This window comes from Streptomyces sp. NPDC028368 (assembly GCF_055565615.1).
Window position 1 is genome coordinate 71199 of sequence record NZ_JBVHTY010000017.1, and the last position, 22540, is coordinate 93738.

Genomic DNA, 22540 nt, shown 5'->3' on the forward strand with positions numbered 1-22540 from the left:
ACCCGGATCGCGGCTACCTGCTCGACAACCAGCAATCGGAGGCAGGGATCCGATTCGACGCCCTCAGCGAGTTGAGGAGATCGACCGCCACCTGGCGAACGTCGCCACCGGAAGCCTCGACCTGGCCACCGCCCCGATGATCTCCGCGTGGGGACGCCGCGCATAGCCCTCCCTGCCTTGCTGCGGCTCTTCGAGGTGGACCGTCCCGTTGGCGGGCGTCGAGGGGCGGTGCATTGTCGGCCGGGCTCAGCTGCTGGGAGTGGGGCCCGGGTCAGGGAGGGCGCCGGCCGGCCAGAGGGTGTCGGGGAAGGCGGCGTCGTCGGAGTCGGTGTCGGGCATGAGGGTGGTAAGCATCTGCTGGGCGGTCTTGGCGTTGTCGAGGGCGCGGGGCAGCATGACGCTTTCGTAGGCGTCCAGGGCCCCGTCGATGGTGGGGTGGCCGATGACGGCTTGGGCGAGTTCGGCACCGTCGAGCAGGGCGAGGTTGGCGCCGACGCCGACGGGCGGCATCAGGTGGGCGGCGTCGCCGAGCAGGGTGATGCCGGGAACGCGCTGCCACATGTGGGGAACGGGAAGGACGAACAGGGGCCGGTTGATGAAACCGCCCTCGTTGTCGCGCAGGATGGCCAGCAAACTCTCCTCCCAGCCCTGGTACTTGGCGAGGAGGCGGGCGCGTACGGCTTCGGTGTCGGCGAGGTCGAGGCCGGCGTGCCAGTCCTGGGGGCCGCGGAAGGTGATGTAGGCGCGGACGTGTCCGTTGCTGTTGCGTTGCAGCACCAGGCTGTGGCGACCTGCCTTGGCCGACATGGTGCCGTCACCGACCAGGTGGGCGATGCCGGGGTGACGGTGGTCGACGTCATCGAAGTGGGCTTCCACCATCGTGACACCGGCGTAGGAAGGTTGGGCGTCGGAGAGCGCGGGGCGTACCCGGGACCAGGCGCCGTCGGCGCCGATGACCAGGTCGAAGTCCTCGGCGGTGCGGTCGTGGTGGTGCAGGCGGGCGTTGCCGTGGGGCAGCGGGATGACGGCCTGTACGGAGTGGCTCCAGCGGACCGTGCCGGGGGCGAGGGAGTCCAGCAGGAGGGTGCGCAGCTGGCCGCGGTCGATCTCGGGCCTGCTCAGATCGTCCTCGTCGGCCTGGTCGTGGCGTATCAGGGTCGCGTGACGGTCGTACAGGCGCCACTCCTGGCTTTCGGGCCGGGACAGGGCGAGGAACTGGTCGAACAGTCCGGCTGCGCGCAGAGCGATCTGGCCGGTGTCTTCGTGGATGTCGAGGGTGCCGCCCTGCGAGCGGGAGTTGGGGGTGGCCTCATGCTCGAAGACCGTGACCGGCACGCCGTGCTGCTGCAGGACGCGGGCACAGACGAGGCCGCCTGGGCCGGCACCGACGATCGCGATGCGAGGGGTGGTGGACATAAGAGTCACGCTCCGTTCTACGGATCAAGAGAGTGCTGGTGTCTTGTGGTGCTGCCCTGGTGCATGGGGCGGGGCGGCCGGTGTGCAGCGCAGATCCTTCTTCGGCGCCTTCCGACGGACCGATTCCGGGCATGGCAGATCAGTCGTTCCGGTGTGGGAACGCGGCCCCGGGTTCCGGCACTTGGGTGCCTGTCAGGCTCACCATCAACAGAAACACAGCCGCTCTAAAAGTGCAACGACTCCGACTTTCTATCCGATCGCCTTTGCGATCGAATTGCCTCAAGCGGGTAAGGTGGGGGCATGGCCGAGACGACAACGACAGGGCGCCGCGAGCGCAAGAAGGCCCAGACCAGGCAGGCACTGGCGGATGCCGCGGTGCGGCTGTTCACCGAACGCGGCTTCGACAACGTCGGTGTACGCGAGGTGGCGGAGGCGGCCGATGTCTCGCTGAGCACACTCTTCAAGCACTTCCCCAGTAAGGAAGCCCTCGTCTTCGACCTGGACGCGGACGTCGAGAGTGCCCTGGTCGCCGCCGTTCGGGACCGAGCCCCCGGTCAGCCCGTGCTGCATGCCCTTCGCGACCACATGGTGCACACCCGAACCGTGGTGCGGACCGACGACCCCACTTTCGTCCTCGTCGAATCCACCCCCGCACTGCGGGATTACGCCCGGCGCATGTGGTCGCGCCACGAGAAGGCACTGGCCGCCACCCTCGCCGATGCCACCGGGCTCGCCCCGGACGCCCCCGCCGTCACCGGCCTGGCACGCTTCGCCCTGGAAGCCCCCAGCATCGCCCGCGCCGGCGAAGACCCGGCCCGGACCATGCGCGACCTGTTCGCCCTGGTGGAACACGGCTGGGCCACCACGCCCCTGGCGCGACAGGAAGACCGTCCCGGTCAGGACGGGTAACCGCGACCAGAAGTGCTCCTCCGGCAGCCGCTCTTCGGCCGGCGGCCGAAGTCTCATCCGCGCTCGCGGAGGTACGCCTCCAGCTCGGCGGCCCCGGCCAGCATCGCGCGCCCGCGGGCGGACAGCCGGCCGCGCCAGTCGTGCAGGGCGGCCTCCAGCGGCTCCAGCCCGCCGGCCGCCCGCACTTGAGCGATCAACGGGGCGATCTGTTCCAGCAGGTAGCCGCCCCGCCTGAGCTGGTGGGCCAGCCGGGCGTCCCGCACGTCGACCTCGTCGTACACGCGGTACCCGGTCAGCGGGTCACGGCGCGGGCGCACCAAGCCGGCGCGCTCCCATTTGCGCAGCGTCGCGGGCCGTATTCCGAGCTTCCCTGCCAGCGGCCCGATGAACGTGCCGCCGGGCCCGGACACCGCCGCGTCGGGTTCGGATGCCGTGGTGGGGTCCAGGTCGCGGAGGGCGCTCTCCACGGCTTGGAGGGTCCGCCGGTCGTCGAGGAGCTGGGCGTGGCTCTCGTCGATGAGGCGGAATGCCTCATCGACCGCGCCGTGGTTCACGGCCCGCATGATCGCCGTCGCCGTCTGGTGGCTGTGGCCGGGCACCAGGGCGAGGAACGCGCGCAGGGCCCGCGCGTGCAGCGGGGTATAGGTGCGGTAGCCGTGGGGTGTGCGCCCGGCGGCCGGAAGGATGCCGGCCTCCTCGTAGTTCCTGATCGCCTGCGTGGACAGACCGTGCCCGCGCGCCAGATCAACCGGCCTGAGCCGCTCCCCACTTTGAAGGTTTCGTCCCATGAGACCACCAATATCGCAGCAAAGTTTCAACCGAAGGTTCAACGATACCGTTGAAGGCATGGCTACTGACATCAAGGACACCGCCCATGCCGTCGAGGCCGCAGCCGTCATGAGGCTGCTTCCGGCCCGGCCGCGGCTGCTCGCCCTGGGCGAGCCCACCCACGGCGAGGACGCTCTGCTCGACCTGCGCAACGAGCTCTTCCGGCAGCTCGTCGAGCAGGAGGGCTACCGGACGATCGCGATCGAGAGCGACTGCATGATGGGCCTGGTCGTGGACGACTACGTCACCTCGGGCACGGGCACTCTCGACGAGGTCATGAAGCAGGGAATCAGCCACGGCTGGGGCACCTCCGCGGCCAACCGCGAGCTCGTGCGCTGGATACGGGCGTACAACGTCCGCGCCGACAACGACGGTCGGCCCCCGTCCGAGCGGCTCCGCTTCGCCGGTTTCGACGGCCCGCTGGAGATCACCCACGCCGCGAGCCCCCGGCAGGCCCTGACCGCACTCCACGGCTACCTCGCGGCCCGGGTGGACGCGGACCTGCTCCCCTGCACCGCGGACACACTCGACCGCCTGCTCGGCACCGACGACCGGTGGACCAATCCCGCCGCGATGATGGACCCGTCCCAGTCCACGGGGCAGTCGGCCGAGGCCGGCCAACTGCGGCTGCTCGCCGACGATCTGGTAGCACTGCTCGACGCCCAGATGCCGCACCTGCTCGCGGCGACCTCGCGGGACGACTGGGACCGGGCATGCCTGTACGGGCGCACCGCGACCGGCTTGCTGCGCTACCACTACTGGATGGCCGACACCTCACCGGCCCGCATGACGCGGCTGTGCGCGCTGCGGGACTTGATGATGGCCCACAACCTCCTTGCCGTCGCCGCTCGGGGCCCGGCACTCATCCACGCCCACAACTCCCATCTCCAGCGGGAGAAGAGCACGATGCAGATGTGGGAGGGGGCGGTGGAGTGGTGGAGCGCCGGTGCGCTCGTGAGCGCCCGGCTCGGTGAGGGGTACGCCTTCGTGTCCACGGCCCTCGGCACGATCCGGCACCAGGGAGTGGACACGCCGCCGCCGGACACCGTCGAAGGACTCCTGTACGCGCTCCCGGAGGACCGCTACGTCATCGACGCCCCGCGGCTGGCCACCGCCCTCGACGACACGCGGCCCGCGCCTCGCGTATCCCCCTGGTTCGGCTACGCCCCGTTTGACCCGGCCCACCTGGCGGACTGCGACGGCATCGTGTTCGTCAAGGACGTCCCGCAGAGCTAGTGCCACCATCAGCCGCGGCATAGCCCGCTGATCGCCCAGGTGCGGGCGCCGGCGGGCTGCAGCCGCTGGAGGCCGCCCTGCACGACCGGCGCGACCGGCTACCCGGCGCCTCCCGAACTCAGTCTGGCTCACTTTTCGTGAAGTGCGCTCGGTGGGTGACGGCTGGAACTCTGCCGGACCGTCGGGAAGTTGCCTGACGGTGCAAGCCGCCCCGCGCGCTACCCGACCCGGGCCCTTCGCCACTCCACTTCGTCGGCCGTCATCGGGGCATGGATGCGATACACGTCGCCGACTCGTAGATTGTCCGGTGTGCTGTACTCGCCGTAGATACCGATGACGGAGACAGCCACTTGGGAATCGGGCTGCCAAAACGTCCGGTAGTACGGTGCGTTCGCTGGGATTTCCGGGATCTCCAGCAGGGGGACGCCGCGCCGCTGCAGCAGGCGCCGCAGCTTCTCAAACCGAAGCCTGGGAGTGAACCGCCCGTAGCGGGCGCGGAGCGCCTCGTTGGCTAGCGTGCCGCCCAAGTAGGCGAGCCTGTGCACCTGCAAGGTGAAGTGGTGGCCCGACCAGAGGTGGTCGGCGCACGCGCGGTCCCAGGAGAACTCGGCCAGGCCGTAGTCACGGCACATGTTGCGGTCGCCGAAGTTGTTCTCACCGAAGTCCGACCCCAGGACCTCGTTACTGAGCTTGTGGGCGTGATGTCGTAGGGGGCTGACAGGAGTTGGCCGCCGCGGTAGGCCCAAACCATGAGGTATCCGCAAGGTGGCGGTCTGACCGCTGAGCGGCGGGCATTTCGTGAGCGCATCCGTCTGGAGGCGGCCGAGATGTTCGCCGCTGGGCAGGACAACGTGAAGGTGGCCAAGCAACTGCGGGTCAGTGTGCGCTCGGTGCAACGCTGGCGCCGGGCCTGGCAGGAGAGCGGGGACACTGCGCTGTGTTCCAAGGGCTCGGCGGCCCGGCCGAAGCTGAGTGAAAAGCTGTTCGCGGTCCTGGAAGAAGAGCTGGGCAAAGGGCCGGTCGCGCACGGTTGGAAAAACCAGACCTGGACCCTGGCCAGAATCAAGACGCTCATCGGACGCCGGTTCCACAAGACCATCACGCTCTCGACCATCGCGCAAATGCTGCGTCGCCACGGCTGGAGCCACCAAGTCCCGGCCCAGCGCGCCCTCGAGCACGACGAGGAAGCAATCGCCGGATGGGTGAAGGACACGTGGCCGCAGGCGGAAGCACCGCGGCGGCGCTCGGGGCCTACCTCGTCTTCGAAGACGAGGCCGGCTTCTCGATGACGCCGCCTACCTCCCGCACCTGGTCCAGGCGCGGACAGACCCCGATCGTCCGGGTCCGCGGACGGTCCCGGCGCAGAGTCTCCCTGGCCGCTCTGTGCTGCTACCGGCCCGGCGAACGCTCCCGTCTGATCTACCGGCCCATGCTCCACAAAGACCACAAGACCAATGAGCGCCGCAGCTTCGCCTGGACCGACTTCCGCGACCTCCTCATCACGGCTCACCAGCAGCTCGGCGCCCCGCTCGTCCTCGTCTGGGACAATCTCAACACCCACCGCGCCGCCGGGATGCGCGACTTCATCGCGGACCAGGGCTGGATCACCGCATTCCACCTACCGCCCTACGCGCCCGACCTCAACCCGGTCGAAGGCATCTGGTCCCTGCTACGGCGAAGCTCCCAGGCCAACACCGCCTTCACTGACCCTGATCAGTTCGTCCGTCACCTCCGCCACGGCCTCCGGGAGCTGCAATACCGCAGCGACCTGATCGACGGATGCCTCACCGCAACCGGACTGCCACAGACCCGATCACCTTGACGCCATCACGCCCACAAGCTCAGCAACGAGTACGCACGGCTGGACATGGCCGAGATCCAGGGCGACGGGAACGTGGTGGCCGCCGACGGCCCGCAGATCGAGACGTGGGAGAACAACCTGCGGCTCACCGCGGCACATGTGAGACGGCCATCTGGATGTCCGGCGCCCGTACCACGCCCCGACCCGCCGCCAGCGCGACGATCGTCTGACCGGCCGCAGCGAGGCACATCAGCGCAAGTGGCGCCCGCCAGCCCGAACTGACGGAGTGCAGCAGCCCGAAGACCACCGGTCCCACGGCCGCCAGCAGATAGCCGAGCGACTGCGCCATCGCGGACAGGCCGCCCGCCACGGTCGCGTCCTCGGCGCGCAGGCTGAGGAACGCCAGCGCGAGGACGAGGCAGGCTCCGCCGCCCAGCCCGAGGACGACACTCCACAGCAACGCCCATCCGGGTGCGGCGAACAGACCGAGGTAGCCGAGGAGCAGGACCGCCGAGCAGCCCGCCGCCAGCGCCCGCTGGTCACGTGCCCACCGCAACGCACCGGGTACCGCCAGGCTGGTCAGCACCGCAACCACCTGGTACAGGAACAGCATCCACCCCGCTCCGGCCGCACTGACGCCGTTGTCCTGGAACACCTGGGGCAACCACGTCACGACGACGTAGAAACCCAGCGACTGGAGTCCCATGAACGCCGTGACCGCCCACGCCAGTCCGGACCCCCATGGCAACCGGAGCCCGTGGACCGCCTGCGTGGCGGGCCGCGAAACCCGCGTCTGGGGAAGCCAGACAAGGACGGCCACCAGCGCGAACACGACCCAACAACCCAACGCCGTACGCCAGCCGCCGGGAGCGGCGTCGCCGATCGGCACCGCCACCCCGGACGCCACGGCGGCGACACCGCCCATCACCGTCGCGTAAGCGCTGGTCAGCAGCCCCACTCTGGTGGGGAAGTCACGTTTGATGAGGCTTGGAAGGAGCACGTTGCCCACCGCGACGCCCGCCCCGATCAGCACGGTCCCCGCGAACAGGCAGGCCGCCGACGGCAGCCACCGGACCGTGATCCCCAGCGCCAGCGCCACCAGCGCACCCCCGAGGAGCCGCTCGGCCCCCCACCGCGCGGCCAGCCGGGGAACCAGCGGCGACAGGGCCGCGAACGCCAGCAGGGGCAAGGTGTTCAGCAGGCCCGCCACGGCTGGGGACAGTCCCAGATCGTCCTGTAGGCGGTCCAGCAACGGCCCGACCCCGGTCAGCCCCGCCCGCAGGTTGGCCGCCACCACCAGCAGTCCCCACACCAGCAGCACCCGACCGGAACGCGGTGTCGAATTGTTCTTCATGCCGGCCATCATCAAGTCACGCCGCGGCGGACAACGAGGCCGTGTTCAGGCTGGCCCCGGCAGGGCCACGCTCAGCACCGCACAAACGAAAGAGACCTTCGTACCCTGTCCGCATGGGGACACCGTTGGGGAATTTCATCCGGGCCAAGCGGGACAGGCTCCAGCCTGAAACGCTCGGACTGCCGGGCCGTGACCGCCGGCGGTCACCCGGGCTGCGCCGGCTGGATCTCGCCACGTCGGCGGGCATCAGCGTCGAATACCTGACCCGTATCGAACAGGGCCGTGACCGCAATCCGTCCCCGGCGGTGGTCAACGTACTCGCCGACGCGCTCTGCCTCGATCCCGCGGAACGCAACCACCTGCGCTACCTCGCCAAAATCACCGGCGACGCATGCTCCGTCCGCATCCGGCCCGTGCCGCCGTCCCGGCACGTGCGACCGTCCGTCCTTCAGACGCTCCGCCTTCTCGAACCCGGCGTCGCCATCGTGACCAACCGGCTGGGTGATGTCCTCGCCCACTCCGGCGGCTTCGAGTTGATCACCAACGGCACCGGCCTGCTCGACGCCGCCCAGCCGAACCTCAACCGCTATTTGTTCACCGACCCCCGTGCGCGGGCGTTCTTCGTCGACTGGGATGACGTCGCGGACGAGCAGACCTTCGACCTGTGGCAGGCGCCGTCCCTGGAGAACCTCGAATGGCTCACCGCTGAACTCGCCCCCGTGGCCGGGCCCGACTTCACCCGCCGGCTGAACCGCCACGTCATGCCACGCCGCGGCGTGCTCCGGCTCAGCCACCCGGCCGGACACCAGCTCCGGCTGCTCCGGGAAACCCTCGAACTCACCGCGGACGCACAGCAGATCGTCGTCTTCCTCCCGGCCGGCGATCAGACGGCCGAAGCCCTGGACCAACTCCAGCGGCAGGCGCACGGGCGACTCCGGTCCCTTTCGTGAACCGGTTTCATGACGTCCAGAGGCCGGCCAGATGGGTATGGAGGATGTCGTGCGCTTCATCGGGGGTCAGGTGACCGATGAGAACGTGCGCGGTGAGGCCGTCCGCCAGTGCGAGCAGGGTACGGGCGCCAAGCCGTGGATCGAGGTCGGCGTCCGCGCCGGCTTCCGCCAGAAGCCTGGTGAACATCTTCTCCAACTCTGCGTAGTTCGCCTTAAGCGTCGTGGCCAGCGCCTTGTTGACCGCCGCCTGCGCGACGAAGGCGAGCCAGACCCTGGCCTCGGCCCGGAGTTCCTCCCCCAGCAGTAAAAGTTCGTCGGCCGCGTGACCGAGGGCGGAGCCGGCCGACTGGGCCGGGCTTCTGACCAGACGGGCCTGTACGCGTTCACTGATCCGGCCGCCGATGTGCCCGAGGGTGAACACGAGCATTTCCTCCTTGGTGTGGAAGCACCGCTGGACGGCGCCCATCGACACCTGCGCGCGGACGGCGACGTCCCGCAGAGTCACGCCCTCCAGCCCGTGCTCGTCGGCGAGGTGGCAGACGGCTTCGGCGATGAGACGGCGTCGGCCCGGGTGGTCCACCTGTCGGGGCATAGTCGGCTGCCTTCCTGTCGCTGATCTCTGCCGGCGAATTAATCGATGCGCTCGTATCGGTTTCAGGATACCTTTCCGATGCAACAGCATCGGTACGTGTTCGGAAGACGGGAAAGCCATGGAAGCCCTCTGGAAGATGACAGCCGCCGGGCAGGCGCGGGCCGTACGCACTGCGGAAGTCTCCGCCGTCGAACTGATCGACAGTCACCTCGATCGCATCGCCGCAGTTAACCCGCAGGTGAACGCCGTGACACAGCTCCTGGCGGAGCGCGCCCGGGAGGCCGCGGCGGACACGGACCGCCGCCGGACCGCCGGGGAGACGCTGGGACCGCTCGCGGGCGTGCCCTTCACGGTCAAGGAGAGCACCGCCGTCGAAGGCGTGCCGACCACGTTCGGCGTGAAGCGCTTCCGCAACCTCGTCGCAGCCGCCGACGCGCCGCCTGTGGCCCGGCTGCGCGCGGCCGGGGCCATCCCCATCGGGCACAGCAACATCCCCACCCTGATCCTGGCGGGGATGCACACCCGCAGCGAGCTGTTCGGCGACACGGTCAACCCGTGGGACAGCACCCGAACCCCTGGCGGCAGCAGCGGAGGTGACGCGGTGGCCGTCGCCACGGGCATGGCAGCCCTCGGGCTCGGCAACGACTCGGGCGGGTCGGTGCGCATCCCGGCCCAGTTCTGCGGTGTGGCCGGGCTGAAGCCGACCACCGGACGCTTCCCCGCCGACCACCGCATCCTCGGCCCGGAGGACCCCGGGCTGGCGTCGCAGCTGCTGGTCACCGACGGTCCGCTGGCCCGAAGCGTGGGCGACCTCAGGATCGCGTACGAAATCCTGGCCGGAACCGATCCCCGGGACCCGCGAGCCGTGCCGGTCCCCGTGTACGGCAAACCGCTCGCCGGGCCGCTGCGGATCGCGGTCGTCGCTGACCCCGGCGGACACGGCGTCCACCCCACGGTCCGCGTGGCCGTCGAGACTGCGGCCGACGCCTTGCGCGACGCCGGGTACGACGTACGCGAAGTGCCGGACGTACCCCGGCTGGACGAGGCCCTGGACACGTACAACCGGATCACCATGACCGAGTTCGCCCCGAACTGGCCCGCGGTGCGCACGCTCCTCGGCCAGGGCGGGGACCGCTACATCGCGATGATGATGGAGCAGACCCCGCCGGTGAGTGCGGACGAGCTCATGAAGTTGATGGGAACCTGGCTGAACATCCGCCGCTCCTGGGCCGAATTCCTCGACGAACACCCGTTGCTGCTCGCCCCGGTCTTCACCGAGCCGCCGGTCGAACCGGGGCTGGAGTCCCGTGACCGAGCGGGCAGGGAGCGGGTCACCTCGGGGATGCGTCTGTGCTCCGTGACCAGCCTTGTGGGCGTGCCCGGTGTCGCCGTACCGACCAGGGTGGTCGACGGGCTCCCCGCCGGAGTCCAGATCGTCGGGCGCTCGTTCCGGGAAGATCTCTGCCTGGATGCGGCCCAGGCGATCGAGGACCGGCTCGGCGTTTTCACCCCGGTCGATCCGTGCGCAGAGCGCGTCGGCCGCGGGTAAGGGCAGGCCGCCTCAACCGATCGGCCGGCCCCGCACCGTCCGGACCGCCGACGGGCTCCGGCCAGTCTCGGCCGCGGGATGGAGAGGCCGCCTCTCAGGGCCACCGACGCCGGGGCCTGCGCAAGGCGGCGAGGAACATTGGTGGACGCTGTCGATCAGCCTGATCCACGAATGCCGTACCGCGTCCCGCGACGAGGTGGCGACCATGTTCTGCAAGCGCCTGGCCGCGGTCCACAAGGAGGGCCGCGCCCAGGTAGAGGAACTGCGTGTTCCGGAGTGCAGGGCACAGTAGGTCATTCCAGGAGGTGAGACCGGTTCGGAACCCCTGGAAATCGGTAAATAAGCAGGTCAGATGGGGTTTCTGTTAGCTCACTCGGCACTCAGTGTAGGTTTCGCTCGTATTCCGGTCGTCCCCCCGTGCATCCGGCAGCCCAACGTGCGACCGCCGCTCAGCGGTCAGACCGCCACCTTGCGGATACCTCATGGTTTGGGCCTACCGCGGCGGCCAACTCCTGTCAGCCCCCTACGACATCACGCCCACAAGCTCAGTAACGCGGTCGGGAGAGTCTGTGGGACGCACCCCGAGCACGGTGCCGGTGGTGACGACGTCCATGTAGAACGCCAGGGAGTACGGGGTCAACTGCTGTTCCTCGATGCGGTGTGGTCGAATGCGGTGTGCGGGGGCGCCCCCACCGGGAGTGCGCACCACCTGGGAATCGCTGGGGCTTGCTGTGAGCCCGGGAAATCCCGGGGGCCCGGGTACCGGGCGGCCCACCGCGAACCCTACTCCGCCCCGGCCGCCTCACCACTCCCAGCACTTCCAAGATCCGCCCCCGTACCTCGCCAGCTTGTTCTCGCCCATACAGCGCACCGCATCCAGCGAGACGCGGCCGCTTCAGTGCGGTCCTGCGGCCTGCTGCAGGCATGCCCGGTCGGCAGCGCTGACCGGTCCGTCCGGCAGCGTGTCGTCGTCCCACAGCATGCGCAGCAGCTCTGCGTGTTCGGAGAACACGGCCCTGCACCGCTCGCGTTCCGGATGATGACTGTCGCTGCCGAGGAGCAGCACCGCACGCTCGTTATCCGCATCAACCGGTTGGGAGAACTCTGCGGCGACGAGCACGACCTCGAGCAAGTCAGACCGAACCGGGACCTCAGGCTGGGATCCCGCCGGGGCATCCAGGGATCTCGGACCAGGCGACCGTACGCCCACGGGGTCGCGGAGCAAGTCGTGTCCGGCGGTCTCGGCTTCGCCTCCGCTGGGCGGCAACAGCGTGGTGAGCATGCGCAGGGTCGTGGTCTTACCCGCTCCGTTGGGTCCGAGGAACTCGCAGACCTCTCGCAGCTGGTCGTCGTCTATGAGAGGCCTTCATCGGGGCTGTGGCGAGCTTCCGGGGCCTCGCACCTGTGCCGCAAGGGCGTAACAGGCGTGCCCCGGAGGCCCGTTCACACGTCGCGGTGTCTCACGACGACCACTGCGAGGGTGACTGCGATCAGCGGCCAGAGCGCGTACACGATCCATGAGCCGGGGACCGTGGCGGTGAACATGTGGGAGTCGGGCGACGGCCCCCAGTTCTGGACCAGGCGCTTCCAGGCGGCGACTACCATCGAGTGGTTGATGTCGGCGGACCAGCGGTCGCTCTGCGAGAAGAGTGTGGGCAGCATCAGCAGTGTGAAGACGCTGGTGACCATGGTCGCGGCGCTGTGCCGGATCCAGACGCCGAGGCCCAGGCCGACCAGTGCGCAGACCGGGGCCAGCAGCGCGGAAGCCACCAGCGCCCGGAGCACCCCGGGGTGGGTGAGGGGGACGCCGGCGTGCTGCCCGCTCAGGATGGCCTGGGAGACCAGGAAGGAACCGAGGGAGATGGCCGTGCCGACCGCGGTCCACAGCGCGGCGGTCACGACCGCCTTGGCCAGCACCACCGCACCGCGGGCAGGGACGGCCACTGTGGTGGTGCGGATCAGGCCGCTGCTGTACTCGCTCACGACGGTGATGGCGCCGATGCTGCAGGCGACGAGCATCAGCGTCATGTAGCCGGCCGGCGGATAGGCGTCGAAGGGCAGAAAGTCGTGGGGCCGCCGCGGGGCCGGGCCGGCTTCGGCCATGTTCTTGTAGTCCGCAAGCGCCGCCACGGCGGAGGTCCCGATGACGAACAGGGTGGTGAGTGCGATCGTCCACGGCGTGGAGCGCAGGGACCGCACCTTGATCCACTCGGCGGCGAGCAGGTCGCGGAAGCGGACCGGCGGCTCGGCGACGGGCGCGGCTGAGGCGGTCGGGGCAATGGAGGTGAGTGTGGTCATCGGGGCTGTCCTGCCAGGTATTCGACGCTGTCGGCGGTGAGTTCCATGAAGGCCTCCTCCAGTGAGGCGGCTCGGGTGGTCAGTTCGTGCAGCGTGATGCGGTTCTCGGAGGCGAGCGCTCCGATCCGGTCCGCGGGCAGCCCGGTCACGGCGAGCTTCTCGCCGCCCGCCGAGCCCTCCACCTCGACCGACGCGCCGGCGGCGGTCAGCACCGCTGCCAGCTCGGCGGCCTGCGGTGTGCCCACCACGACGCTGAGGCGGGTGCTCCGGGCCGCGAAGTCCGGTACCGACTCGGCGGCGATGAGCCGGCCCCGGCCGATGACGACGAGCTGATCGGCGGTGCTCTCCATCTCCGACATCAGATGGCTGGAGAGGAAGACCGTGCGGCCTTCGGCGGCCAGGCGCCGGAAGAGGCGGCGCACCCAGAGCACGCCTTCCGGGTCCATGCCGTTGACCGGCTCGTCGAACATGAGCACGGGCGGGTCGCCGAGCAGGGCCGTAGCGATCCCGAGCCGCTGCTTCATGCCGAGCGAGAACCCGCCGATGCGACGGGTCGCCGCCTCGGCCAGCCCCACCTCCCGCAGCACCTCGTCCACCCGGCGCAGCGGGACGCCGTTGCTGCGGGCCAGGGCGGACAGGTGGGCCGCGGCGCTGCGTCCCCCGTGGACCTGGTTGGCGTCCAAGAGGGCGCCGACGTGCCGCAGTCCGCGCGGGTGGCTGCGGAAGGGGACGCCGCTGACGGTGGCGGCGCCGCCGGTGGGCGCGTCCAGGCCGAGGATCATCCGCAGGGTGGTGGTCTTGCCGGCGCCGTTGGGGCCGAGGAATCCGGTGACCTGGCCGGGCCGCACGGTGAAGGACAGATGGTCGACGGCGGTCTTGCTGCCGTAGCGCTTGGTGAGTTCGTTGACTTCGATCACAGGGGTAACGCTGCCGGGAGGGTGCCCGTCCGGTCATGGGGCCGTGGGCGGCAATCGCGTGGCGGGGTTAGCCCGCGGGCGTACGTCCCCGGGCCGATGCCGCGCGGGCGGCGGCTGGTTAGTCTCGCGGCATGGACGCCACACCAACCACCCTGTTGCCTGCGCGCGCTGCGCATCGCCACTGCCCTCTCGAAAGGGCACACCGCCGATGACGGGAACGAAGGTCATCGCCTGGGCGGGAGGTGTCCTGTACCTCTTCATGCTGGCTCTGCTGGTGGGGGGCGCGACGCGGGCTTCGGGCACGGTCCACGCCGTCGGGTCGCTGCTGGCTGTGAGCCTGCTCGTCGGGGTGCTGCGACGGATGCCGCTGCTGGTTCTGGCCATGACGCTCTTCGGGTCCACTGCCGTGGTGGTGGGCACTCCCGGCTCCGTCCATGCGGACCTGGCGGTGTCGTATCAGGGCCAGTTTCTGTCGTATCTGGCGGTGGATCTCGTCCTGGGCTTCGTTGTCGCCACCTGCACGCGGCGCGCTTCGGCCGTCGCCGTAGCCGTATCTTTCGCCGTTCAGCTCTTGGTTATCGGCGGCTTCGCGCACGGGGACAACCTGACCGTCAACGGCGTGATCACCCTCTTGGCGATGGCCGCATCCTGCATGGTCGGTCTGCTGAGTCGCGAGCGCCGCGAGCACGCGGTGGCGCTGCGTTCGCAGGAGGTGGCCGAGGCCGTGACCGCCGAACGGCTGCGGATCGCACGGGAGTTGCACGACATGGTCGCGCACAGTATCGGCATCATTGCCATCCAGGCCGGGGTGGGCAGCCGGGTCATCCAGACGCAGCCTGCGGAGGCCCGCGAGGCACTGCGAGCCATCGAGGCCACCAGCAGGGAGACCCTGTCGGGCCTTCGGCGCACGCTGGTGGCGCTTCGTCAGGCCGACCTGGGCGCGGCGGCCTCGGGGCAGGCACCTCTCGCGCCCTCGCCGGGTCTGGCGGACATCGAACGGCTGGCGGCGGCGACTGCGGACGCGGGGGTACGGGTCGACGTGCGCCGCAGTGGGGAGCAGCGCTCGCTGCCGGCCGACATCGACCTGTCTGCCTACCGTATCGTGCAGGAGGCGCTGACCAACGTGGTCCGCCACGCGGGCACCGGGCGTTGCCGGGTGGCCATCGACTACGGGGACGAGGAACTGTCCGTGGAGGTCATCGACAACGGGCGTGGCGCCACGGAGAACGGCTCGGCCCACGGCTTCGGCATCGTGGGCATGCGGGAGCGGGTCGGCCTGCTGCACGGCCACCTCAGCGCCGGGCCGCGTCCCGAGGGCGGCTTCCGAGTGGCGGCGCGGCTGCCGCTGCCCGAACCCGTCGGAGTTCCGGTGGAGTCCCGATGACCGACAGTCCCGTACGTGTTCTGCTCGCCGACGACCAGCCGTTGGTGCGGTCCGGTCTGCGCGTGATCATGGCCGATCACCCCGACCTGGTGGTCGTCGGTGAGGCCGCCACCGGCGCCGAGGCGGTCCAACTGGTCAGGGATGTCAGCCCCGACGTCGTGGTGATGGATATCCGGATGCCCGGTATGGACGGGATCGAGGCCACTCGCCTGATCACGGCCGGTCCGGCGACCGCGCGCGTCCTCGTCCTGACCACCTTCGACGAGGACGACCACGTCTACGGCGCGCTCCATGCCGGCGCGAGCGGCTTCGTGGTCAAGGACATGGCGCTGGACGACATCCTCGCGGCGATCCGCGTGGTCGCCGCCGGCGACGCACTGATCGCGCCGGGTGTGACACGCCGTCTGATCGCGGACTTCGCCAGGCGCCCCGCGGCCGCCCCGGAGCGCTCCCCACGGCCGGTCGAGGGCATCACCGAGCGGGAACGGGAAGTCCTGACCCTGGTCGGACGCGGCCGGTCGAACACCGAGATCGCGGCGGATCTCTTCATCACGGTGGCCACCGCCAAGTCGCACGTGTCACGGCTGCTCACCAAACTCGGCGCCCGGGATCGGGTTCAGCTCGTGATCACCGCCTATGAGACGGGGCTGGTCACGCTGCCTCGCTGAGCGCGTTCCTGGGCCCATGGCGAAGTCGGAGATATCGCGTCTCCCCGTCTCGTGTACAAACCGCTGGAGAGGCTCCGGTACGAGCCGCTGGAGAGCAGCCGGTACCACGTTCACTCACTACGACTGTAGGCATGACTGGCTCGCCGCCCATGCCGTCCCCGCAGGCTTCACCGTCCCGCCGTGGGCAAGGCCGGCACACCCAGCGCGGTGCGGACGTCTGCAGCTCGAGGCCGTCCTGGGCCCTGTCAGGGTGCCCCGGCCGGGACCGGGCAGACCCCGCACCAGACCGAGACCAAGCACGTAACCGAGTGGCTCTTTGCAGTTCGGGACAGGCCTTAAACCAGCCACTTGCCCTCGCGCATAAGGGTCCGTCCGCTCATCTCGGGAACCGTTCCCCACGCCTGCAGAACCTCCGGGATGACCTGGAAGAAGACGTAAGAGGGGTGATCCTTCCGAGGATCCCAGCCGTCCTTGGCTGCGAAGGCATCGCCCACCTCGGCCGGAAGCTCCTCGCGGGTCAGCATGCGCGCGGTGCCGTGGACCAGGACCACGTCCCGGGTGTGGCCGAAGCAAAGGCGGATCTGTCCCGTGGCAGACAGGTTGCGCCCAGTCGGGTTGGTGACACGGGTGGACAGCCAGACAGCCTCGCCGTCCCACCAGAAGGCAAGCGGAACGAGGCACGGCTCACCGGTGGCGTCGGCCGTAGCGGCCCATACATCGTTGTCCCGCGTGAGCCGTTCCAGCGCCTCGCGCTTGCGCTGCTCCGGGCTGCGGGGTCCGCTGAGACGAGAATCAACTGACGTCATGGAGCGAGGTTATGGTTTGGGGCACTACACCACATCCGTCAGCGGAACTAGGTCGCAGGGCCGAGGCCGCGCTCAACGTTGGCGACCATCGTGCGCAGCACCCTGAGCGCGGCTACGTACTCCTCGTCACCGATGCCCTCGTGGACCACAGCGCGCAGCTCGGTGACCAGGTTGCGTAGCCGTAGTCTGGCTGCGTCCCCCGCAGCCGTGAGGTGGAGCCGTTGCCCGGCGTCGGCTTGAAGCCAGTCGCGGTGAAGCAGTTGATCGACGACCCGCGCGATGTCGTGCGGCCCGTCTGCGATGGGCGTCAGTTGGGCGGCCACCTCCTCACGACTCGGCGCCGCGGGCCAGTCGTTCACGCAGTTGAGCACCCAGTACTGCGGCTGCGTGACGTCGGTCTTGGCCATCGCGTCGCGCAGGTGCCGGGTGACGGCCGCGTGGACCAGACCGCTCCAGTAACCGATGGGCTGGCCGGCCAGCATGTCGTCGGTGGCATCCGGATTGGCCGGGGCCTGGTCAGTGATGCCGCTGTCCAACGGTTTCATGATCGTGACGCTACATTCTCGCAGCGCGCGTGAACACCGTCACCGTTACCCACAAGCTCAACCACCGTCCGCGCAAGACCCACGGCTACCGGACTCCGGAAGACGTCTACGCGGGCCTCCTGAACAGCGGGAATGCGCTGGCCGCTTGAGCTCGCCATCGTTTGCCGACACTTAAGGGCGTGCGAGATCCAGGTGGGGAGTGTCCCATTGTCCCATCGGAGGTCAGGCGCACAGCACCGGCGGCGGACCGTCAGCGGACGGCGAGGAGACCATCCACCAGGGTTCGAAGCCCGTCCTGGTAGGTGTCCTCGACGGTCAGCGACGCCCACCGGTCCGCGACCTGCGCCAACCGCGGCAGTTCACCTGGGTCGACGTCACCGAAGACTCGCTCGCGGTAGGTCGCACGGTCATCTTCTGCGCGCCGCCGGGCCGCTGTCGTACGGACCACGATCTCGCCGACGGTGTAGTACCAGATCGCGCGGTATCCGTGCACGGCCCGCTCGACGGAGAGTCCGCATGCGACCAAGCCGTCGACGATCTGCTCGACGAACCACAGCGCGGACGTGGACATCAGGTCATCAGCGGTAAGCACCTCCACGATCCAGGGGCATGCGGCGAGCGAGTCGTGGATCGTGGCGGCGGCGACGACGATCCGGTCGCGGGGCTGGGCGGGTAGTTCGGTTCGGCGCAGTGTCCGTGAGGCGTAGTCGTCAAGGAGCAGGACGAGCAGTTCTTCCTTGTTGCGGACGTGGTGGTAGAGCGCCATCGGCGTACTGCCGATTTCCGTGGCCAGCCGACGCATGGTCAGCCGGTCCACGCCCTCCTCGGTCACGATCCGACGGGCCGTCCCGATGACCTCCTCGCGGGAGATACGGGGAGGCCGGCCGGGGGATTTGCGTGGTGCGGACGGTCGCGACATGCCCCCATCATCCCCGAGGTATCGACAACGGCGGTCCCGTTCAGTTAATTTTCTTACATGTATAGAAACTTACGGGGGCACCCTGGAGTGGTGCTGGCGGCGGCTTCCGTCGCCCAGTTCGTCTTCGCCCTGGACATGTCGGTGGTCAACGTCGCACTGCCCGCGATCCGCACCGCGCTGGGCTTCGCGCCGGTCGACCTGTCATGGGTCGTGCACGTCTACGCGCTCACCTTCGGCGGACTGCTGCTGCTGGGCGGCCGTGCCTGCGACCTGTACGGCCGGCGTCGCCTGTTCCTGGTCGGTCTGGCCGTCTTCGGACTGTGCTCGCTGGCAGGCGGGTTGGCCCAGGCACCCTGGCAACTGATCGCCGCCCGCGCCGGTCAGGGCCTGGGTGCCGCCGCGGCCGCACCGGCAGCGCTGGCGTTGCTCACCACCACCTTCCCCGAAGGCCCCCGGCGTGTCCGTGCGCTCGGGGTGTGGAGCGCGGTGAACGCCGCAGGGGGAGCGCTGGGCGTGCTGGCAGGCGGGCTGCTCACCGAGTACGCGGGCTGGCGCTGGGTGATGCTGGTCAACCTGCCCATCGTGGCGTCGGCTCTCGCGCTGGTTCTGGCAGGCGTGCCCGCCGGGGCGCAGCCCGACCGGCGCGAGAGGCTGGACGTGCCCGGCGCTGTCCTGGCGACCAGCGGAGTCGGGCTGTTGGTGTTCGGCGTCGTCCGCAGCGACGCCCGGGGATGGGGGTCCCCGGCCACGTTGGTGACCCTCGCCGCCGCGGCCGTGCTCCTGGCCGCTTTCGTCTTCGCCGAGTCCAGGGCTTCCGCGCCCCTGCTGCGCCTCGGTCTGCTGCGCAGCCGCTGGGTCGCCGGCGCCAATGTGCTGGTGTTCCTGGCCGCGGCCGGGCAGTTCTCGGCGTTCTACTTCGTGTCCCTGTACCTGCAGCAGGTCCTCGGAATGGGCGCCGCGGCGACCGGCACCGCGTTCTTGCCCTTCTTCGTGGGCCTGGTCGCGAGCACTTTCGTCGCGACCCGCGTCCTCATGACGCGTACCCCCCGCGCGTCCCTGGTACCCGGCGCCCTGCTGGCCGCCGCGGGACTGGCCTGGTTCGCCTTCATCAGCCCGCACGGCGGCTTCCTCGCCGACGTACTCGGCCCGTCCCTCGTCACCAGCATCGGCATCGGAATGGTGATGGCCCCGGTCGCCGCCGCCGCGACCACCGGCATCGCCCCTCGCGAGGCCGGCATGGCCTCCGGATTTCTCAACAGCTCCCGCCAACTCGGGGGCTGCGTCGGCCTGGCGGCCCTGGCCACCATCGCCGCACACCGCACCGGCAGGGCCACCGACCCCGCCGCACTCAACGACGGCTATGCCCTGGGCCTCGCCGTCACCGCCGCCCTCTTCGTGGTCGCGGCAGTCGTTGCGATCGGCGTGCTGCCCCGCCACCGGGCCGCCACCCTCACCCCACGACCCACCACCACCGAGAACCGACTGGAAGGAATGCCGTCATGACGACCACTCCCCTCTCATCCATCGACCTGTTCGCCTCCGCGCTGCACATCCGCCCCGACGGCGACGTCCGAGCCACCGAACGGCAGATGACGAGCAGCGACTCCGGCGCCTGGCAGATAGCGACCTTCCACGTGGAGACCGATGCCGACGTCCACGCCGACCACTGGGAGATGCACCCGGAGGCCGAAGAGGCGGTGTGCTGCCTGACCGGCGGCGTCCGCCTCCACTTCCGCGCCGGCACGCCCGGCGGTGCCGAGGACATGGTGCAGTTGCAAGCAGGCACCGCCGTGATCGTCCCCCGCGGCCGCTGGCACCGCCTGGAGCTGGACGCCCCCAGCGACCTGATGTCGATCACCCTTCGCCACGGCACCCGCCTCGAAAAGCGCACCGACGCCAGCTGACCTTTCAGGTGGCCCGCCAGATTCGCTATTGGCCGGGGTACGCACAGGGCCCCGCGCGGGCTGACGGCGCGGGGCCCTGGTTCCGCCCGTACCCAGCGGCTGTCCGTGTCCCGGCCGCAGAGTCGTCCGCCGCGGAACCGCCGGATGGATCTTCTGCGTCCCTGGTGGTGCTTGGGGAGCGGCAAAGGGCTGCGAGCTATGTCGGGGAGCGGCGTGAACTTCGATCGTGGCCGGCGGGCGAGGCGAGGTCCTTGGGTGCCGGGCATGGTGAATCTCGCCCTCGGCGTCCCCGCGATGATCCCCCTCAGCCTTGCATGGTGGTTGCTGACGGAGTACCTGCCGATGGACTGCCGCAGCGTGGACGACATGGCTCGCCGTGGCCTCTCCAACTGCAACTACACCACCCTCGATCACGCGGGTCCCGTGACGTTCCTGCTGGCGGTAACAGGGCTGTTCATGCTGGTGCTGGTCCTCGCCGTGGACGTGCTCCTGCCGCTGCGGCGCGGAGACCGGCTCGGCACGTGGCTCGGCACGGCCGTACTGATCACGGTCCCGTTCACGCTGTTCACGGCACTGGTCTGAGCTTCTTCACGTCGGTCGTCGAGCGCTCCCGGTCGCCGCCCACTGCCAACGGAACGGTTCGCCCGGGAGATGTGGGCGTGACATTTGACGACAACTCCGGCCAGGAACGCAACGTCATGAGGTTCCGCCGTGGCGCGAGGCCGAGTTGGATTGAGCCCCGGCCATTCTTGCTGGTCAGCGGCGCTCATTGGTCTTTCTGCTGAGGGAATTCAGCGTCCATGGTTGGGAAAGCACATTGCGTATAGGGGTGTTGGCAGTTTGGATTGCCATGGCCAAGGCGGCGAAGTCGCTCCCCGGCGTTGAGAAGGGGGCGATAGGGGGTCGATAGGGGGTCGCATTGCGACATTGACCTGGATGAACACCGGCTGCCCCACCCCCGTCACGGCGAGACACGACCCGCACGGCTTCCGGTTCGGAAACTGGTACAGAAGGAAGCGAATGGCATCCATGCTCGACGGCTGCACGCCCTGGCCCGAGGAGTTCGTCGACCGCTACTGGGCGGCCGGGCACTGGCGTGGCAATACGCTGGACAATCTGCTGCGCGGCTGGGCCCTGCAGTACGGACCGCGGACCGCGCTCGTGCAGGGCGGCACCCGCATCACGTACGCGAACCTGAACCGGCGCGTGAATCGCATGGCCGCCGGATTCCGGCTGCGCGGCCTCCGGCCCGGGCAACGGGTCGTCGTCCAGCTACCGAACGTTCCCGAGTTCGTCATCACCGTGTTCGCCCTGATGCGCCTCGGCGCGGTCCCCGTGTTCTGCCCGGTCTCACACCGCGCGTCCGAGGTGTCCCACCTCGTGCACTTCACCCAGGCCGTCGGCTACGTCGGCCCCTCGACGTACCAGGGCTTCGACCATACGGCGATGGCAGCGGATATCGCGGCCCAAGGGCCCTTCCTACGGCGGGTGTTCACCCTTGAGGCGCCGGGCACCTCGTCCCCGTACGGCGGCCTTTCGACCGACCGGGCGGGCTGCCACTACTTCCCGCTGGGCTCCATCGACGCCCCGCCCGCGCCGGCGCTTGCGCAGAGCGCCGACCAGGTGGCGTTCTTCCTGCTCTCCGGCGGTACCACCGCGGCGCCCAAGCTCATTCCGCGCACCCACAACGACTACGCCTACCAGGCGCAAGCCGCCGCCGAGCTGGTGTCGCTCACCGAGAACGACGTCTATCTCGCCGCGCTGCCCGCCGAGTTCAACTTCACCTTCGGCTGCCCCGGCATCGTCGGCACCCTCTCCGTCGGCGGCACCGTCGTCCTGGCCGAGAACCCGGGACCCGCCGCATGCTTTCCGGTCATCGAACGAGAGCGGGTCACCATCACGTCGGTGGCGCCCGCCGTCGCCCAGCTCTGGCTCGACGCACTTCCCACGGTCCAGGCCGACTTGAGCAGTCTGCGTCTCGTGCAGATCGGCGGCGCGCCCCTGCACCGGGCGACCGCCGAACGGATAGGCCCCGAATTGGGCTGTCGCCTGCAGCAGGTCTTCGGCATGGCTGAGGGGCTGCTCACTCTCACCCGGCCCGCCGATCCGGACGAGACCGTGCTCACCACGCAGGGCCGCCCGCTCTCCCCCGACGATGAGATCCGCATTGTCGACGTCGACGGCAAGGACGTGCCCGACGGGGAGCCCGGCGAACTCCTCGCCCGCGGTCCGTATACCCTGCGAGGCTACTACCGGGCACCCGACCACAACGCACGCTCCTTCACCACCGACGGCTACTTCCGCACCGGCAACCTCGCGCGGCGCACCCCGGACGGCAACCTGGTGGTGACCGGCCCCCTCAAGGACATCCCGCGGCGGGCTGACCACGAAGATCCATCTGACCTGTGACGGGCCGGGCCGGGCCGGCCTCAAGTTGACCCGGGAGACCGGCGCATACGAAAGC

Annotated in this window: 22 protein-coding genes and 2 pseudogenes; 12 read left to right on the top strand and 12 right to left on the bottom strand. The window is 69.6% G+C overall.

Going from position 1 to position 22540, the window contains the following annotated elements:
* Positions 1-73: 73 nt before the first annotated feature.
* Positions 74-166 (top strand): annotated as a pseudogene (locus tag ACZ4S3_RS32010) (SAM-dependent methyltransferase); the annotation flags it as partial.
* Between the two features lie 80 nt (positions 167-246).
* Here ACZ4S3_RS32010 and ACZ4S3_RS32015 read toward each other — a convergent pair.
* Entirely contained in the window at positions 247-1416 is a 1170-nt protein-coding gene (locus ACZ4S3_RS32015) for an FAD-dependent oxidoreductase (RefSeq protein WP_467940559.1), read from the bottom strand.
* Positions 1417-1716: 300 nt separating this feature from the next.
* Between ACZ4S3_RS32015 and ACZ4S3_RS32020 the strand changes: the two genes are divergently transcribed.
* Positions 1717-2325 carry a TetR/AcrR family transcriptional regulator gene (locus ACZ4S3_RS32020; protein ID WP_467940560.1) on the top strand — a complete coding sequence of 203 codons (609 nt, stop codon included), beginning with the start codon at positions 1717-1719 and terminating at the stop codon, positions 2323-2325.
* A gap of 53 nt (positions 2326-2378) precedes the next feature.
* Here the strand turns inward: ACZ4S3_RS32020 and ACZ4S3_RS32025 are convergent, their stop codons facing one another.
* Positions 2379-3113 carry a TioE family transcriptional regulator gene (locus tag ACZ4S3_RS32025; RefSeq protein ID WP_467940561.1) on the bottom strand — a complete coding sequence of 245 codons (735 nt, stop codon included), beginning with the start codon at positions 3111-3113 and terminating at the stop codon, positions 2379-2381.
* A 58-nt stretch (positions 3114-3171) separates the two neighbouring features.
* Between ACZ4S3_RS32025 and ACZ4S3_RS32030 the strand changes: the two genes are divergently transcribed.
* Complete coding sequence (locus ACZ4S3_RS32030) at positions 3172-4389, top strand: erythromycin esterase family protein (RefSeq protein ID WP_467940563.1); 1218 nt, start codon at positions 3172-3174, stop codon at positions 4387-4389.
* Between the two features lie 218 nt (positions 4390-4607).
* On the opposite strand, the gene ACZ4S3_RS32035 is transcribed toward ACZ4S3_RS32030, so the two are convergent.
* Positions 4608-5021, bottom strand: a complete 414-nt coding sequence (locus ACZ4S3_RS32035; protein WP_467940565.1) for a hypothetical protein — start codon at positions 5019-5021, stop codon at positions 4608-4610.
* A gap of 117 nt (positions 5022-5138) precedes the next feature.
* Between ACZ4S3_RS32035 and ACZ4S3_RS32040 the strand changes: the two genes are divergently transcribed.
* Positions 5139-6211 (top strand): IS630 family transposase gene (locus ACZ4S3_RS32040; protein ID WP_467940567.1). Its coding sequence is split into 2 segments (ribosomal slippage): positions 5139-5600 and positions 5603-6211, totalling 1071 coding nucleotides; the frame shifts between segments, so codons are not numbered across the junction.
* A 124-nt stretch (positions 6212-6335) separates the two neighbouring features.
* On the opposite strand, the gene ACZ4S3_RS32045 is transcribed toward ACZ4S3_RS32040, so the two are convergent.
* Positions 6336-7544 (bottom strand): CynX/NimT family MFS transporter, encoded by a 1209-nt coding sequence (locus ACZ4S3_RS32045; RefSeq protein WP_467940569.1) that lies wholly within the window; start codon positions 7542-7544, stop codon positions 6336-6338.
* Positions 7545-7657: 113 nt separating this feature from the next.
* Between ACZ4S3_RS32045 and ACZ4S3_RS32050 the strand changes: the two genes are divergently transcribed.
* Positions 7658-8494: a helix-turn-helix transcriptional regulator gene (locus tag ACZ4S3_RS32050; RefSeq protein ID WP_467940571.1), complete on the top strand. Its 837-nt coding sequence runs from the start codon at positions 7658-7660 to the stop codon at positions 8492-8494.
* A gap of 7 nt (positions 8495-8501) precedes the next feature.
* On the opposite strand, the gene ACZ4S3_RS32055 is transcribed toward ACZ4S3_RS32050, so the two are convergent.
* Entirely contained in the window at positions 8502-9086 is a 585-nt protein-coding gene (locus ACZ4S3_RS32055; RefSeq protein ID WP_467940573.1) for a TetR/AcrR family transcriptional regulator, read from the bottom strand.
* Positions 9087-9204: 118 nt separating this feature from the next.
* Here ACZ4S3_RS32055 and ACZ4S3_RS32060 point away from each other — a divergent pair, with 118 nt between their 5' ends.
* The gene (locus tag ACZ4S3_RS32060; RefSeq protein WP_467940575.1) at positions 9205-10635 is read left to right on the top strand and encodes an amidase; all 1431 of its coding nucleotides are present in this window, start codon (positions 9205-9207) and stop codon (positions 10633-10635) included.
* An 895-nt stretch (positions 10636-11530) separates the two neighbouring features.
* Here the strand turns inward: ACZ4S3_RS32060 and ACZ4S3_RS32065 are convergent.
* From ACZ4S3_RS32065 to ACZ4S3_RS32080, 4 genes and pseudogenes are all read right to left on the bottom strand, one after another.
* Entirely contained in the window at positions 11531-11767 is a 237-nt protein-coding gene (locus ACZ4S3_RS32065; protein WP_467940577.1) for a hypothetical protein, read from the bottom strand.
* Between the two features lie 63 nt (positions 11768-11830).
* Positions 11831-11971 (bottom strand): annotated as a pseudogene (locus ACZ4S3_RS32070) (ATP-binding cassette domain-containing protein); the annotation flags it as partial.
* A 107-nt stretch (positions 11972-12078) separates the two neighbouring features.
* Positions 12079-12933 carry an ABC transporter permease gene (locus tag ACZ4S3_RS32075; RefSeq protein WP_467940579.1) on the bottom strand — a complete coding sequence of 285 codons (855 nt, stop codon included), beginning with the start codon at positions 12931-12933 and terminating at the stop codon, positions 12079-12081.
* Positions 12930-13850 carry an ATP-binding cassette domain-containing protein gene (locus ACZ4S3_RS32080; RefSeq protein ID WP_467940581.1) on the bottom strand — a complete coding sequence of 307 codons (921 nt, stop codon included), beginning with the start codon at positions 13848-13850 and terminating at the stop codon, positions 12930-12932. Before ACZ4S3_RS32080 ends, ACZ4S3_RS32075 begins: the two co-directional genes overlap by 4 nt.
* A gap of 208 nt (positions 13851-14058) precedes the next feature.
* Between ACZ4S3_RS32080 and ACZ4S3_RS32085 the strand changes: the two genes are divergently transcribed.
* Complete coding sequence (locus ACZ4S3_RS32085) at positions 14059-15234, top strand: ATP-binding protein (protein ID WP_467940583.1); 1176 nt, start codon at positions 14059-14061, stop codon at positions 15232-15234.
* Positions 15231-15902, top strand: a complete 672-nt coding sequence (locus ACZ4S3_RS32090) for a response regulator (protein WP_467940585.1) — start codon at positions 15231-15233, stop codon at positions 15900-15902. Before ACZ4S3_RS32085 ends, ACZ4S3_RS32090 begins: the two co-directional genes overlap by 4 nt.
* A gap of 335 nt (positions 15903-16237) precedes the next feature.
* On the opposite strand, the gene ACZ4S3_RS32095 is transcribed toward ACZ4S3_RS32090, so the two are convergent.
* The 3 genes from ACZ4S3_RS32095 to ACZ4S3_RS32105 all read right to left on the bottom strand — a co-directional run bounded on the left by ACZ4S3_RS32095 (position 16238) and on the right by ACZ4S3_RS32105 (position 18172).
* Entirely contained in the window at positions 16238-16708 is a 471-nt protein-coding gene (locus tag ACZ4S3_RS32095) for a pyridoxamine 5'-phosphate oxidase family protein (protein ID WP_467940587.1), read from the bottom strand.
* Positions 16709-16755: 47 nt separating this feature from the next.
* Complete coding sequence (locus ACZ4S3_RS32100; protein WP_467940589.1) at positions 16756-17253, bottom strand: MarR family winged helix-turn-helix transcriptional regulator; 498 nt, start codon at positions 17251-17253, stop codon at positions 16756-16758.
* A 250-nt stretch (positions 17254-17503) separates the two neighbouring features.
* Positions 17504-18172, bottom strand: coding sequence for a TetR/AcrR family transcriptional regulator (locus tag ACZ4S3_RS32105; protein ID WP_467940591.1), 669 nt, complete (start codon positions 18170-18172; stop codon positions 17504-17506).
* A gap of 57 nt (positions 18173-18229) precedes the next feature.
* Between ACZ4S3_RS32105 and ACZ4S3_RS32110 the strand changes: the two genes are divergently transcribed.
* The 4 genes from ACZ4S3_RS32110 to ACZ4S3_RS32125 all read left to right on the top strand — a co-directional run bounded on the left by ACZ4S3_RS32110 (position 18230) and on the right by ACZ4S3_RS32125 (position 22485).
* Complete coding sequence (locus tag ACZ4S3_RS32110) at positions 18230-19675, top strand: MFS transporter (protein WP_467940593.1); 1446 nt, start codon at positions 18230-18232, stop codon at positions 19673-19675.
* Complete coding sequence (locus ACZ4S3_RS32115) at positions 19672-20076, top strand: cupin domain-containing protein (protein ID WP_467940595.1); 405 nt, start codon at positions 19672-19674, stop codon at positions 20074-20076. The genes ACZ4S3_RS32110 and ACZ4S3_RS32115 overlap by 4 nt, the downstream gene beginning before the upstream one ends.
* Positions 20077-20340: 264 nt before the next feature.
* On the top strand, positions 20341-20658 hold the full coding sequence (locus ACZ4S3_RS32120; RefSeq protein ID WP_467940597.1) for a hypothetical protein: 318 nt from the start codon (positions 20341-20343) through the stop codon (positions 20656-20658).
* Between the two features lie 438 nt (positions 20659-21096).
* Positions 21097-22485: a (2,3-dihydroxybenzoyl)adenylate synthase gene (locus ACZ4S3_RS32125; protein ID WP_467940599.1), complete on the top strand. Its 1389-nt coding sequence runs from the start codon at positions 21097-21099 to the stop codon at positions 22483-22485.
* Positions 22486-22540: the final 55 nt, after the last annotated feature.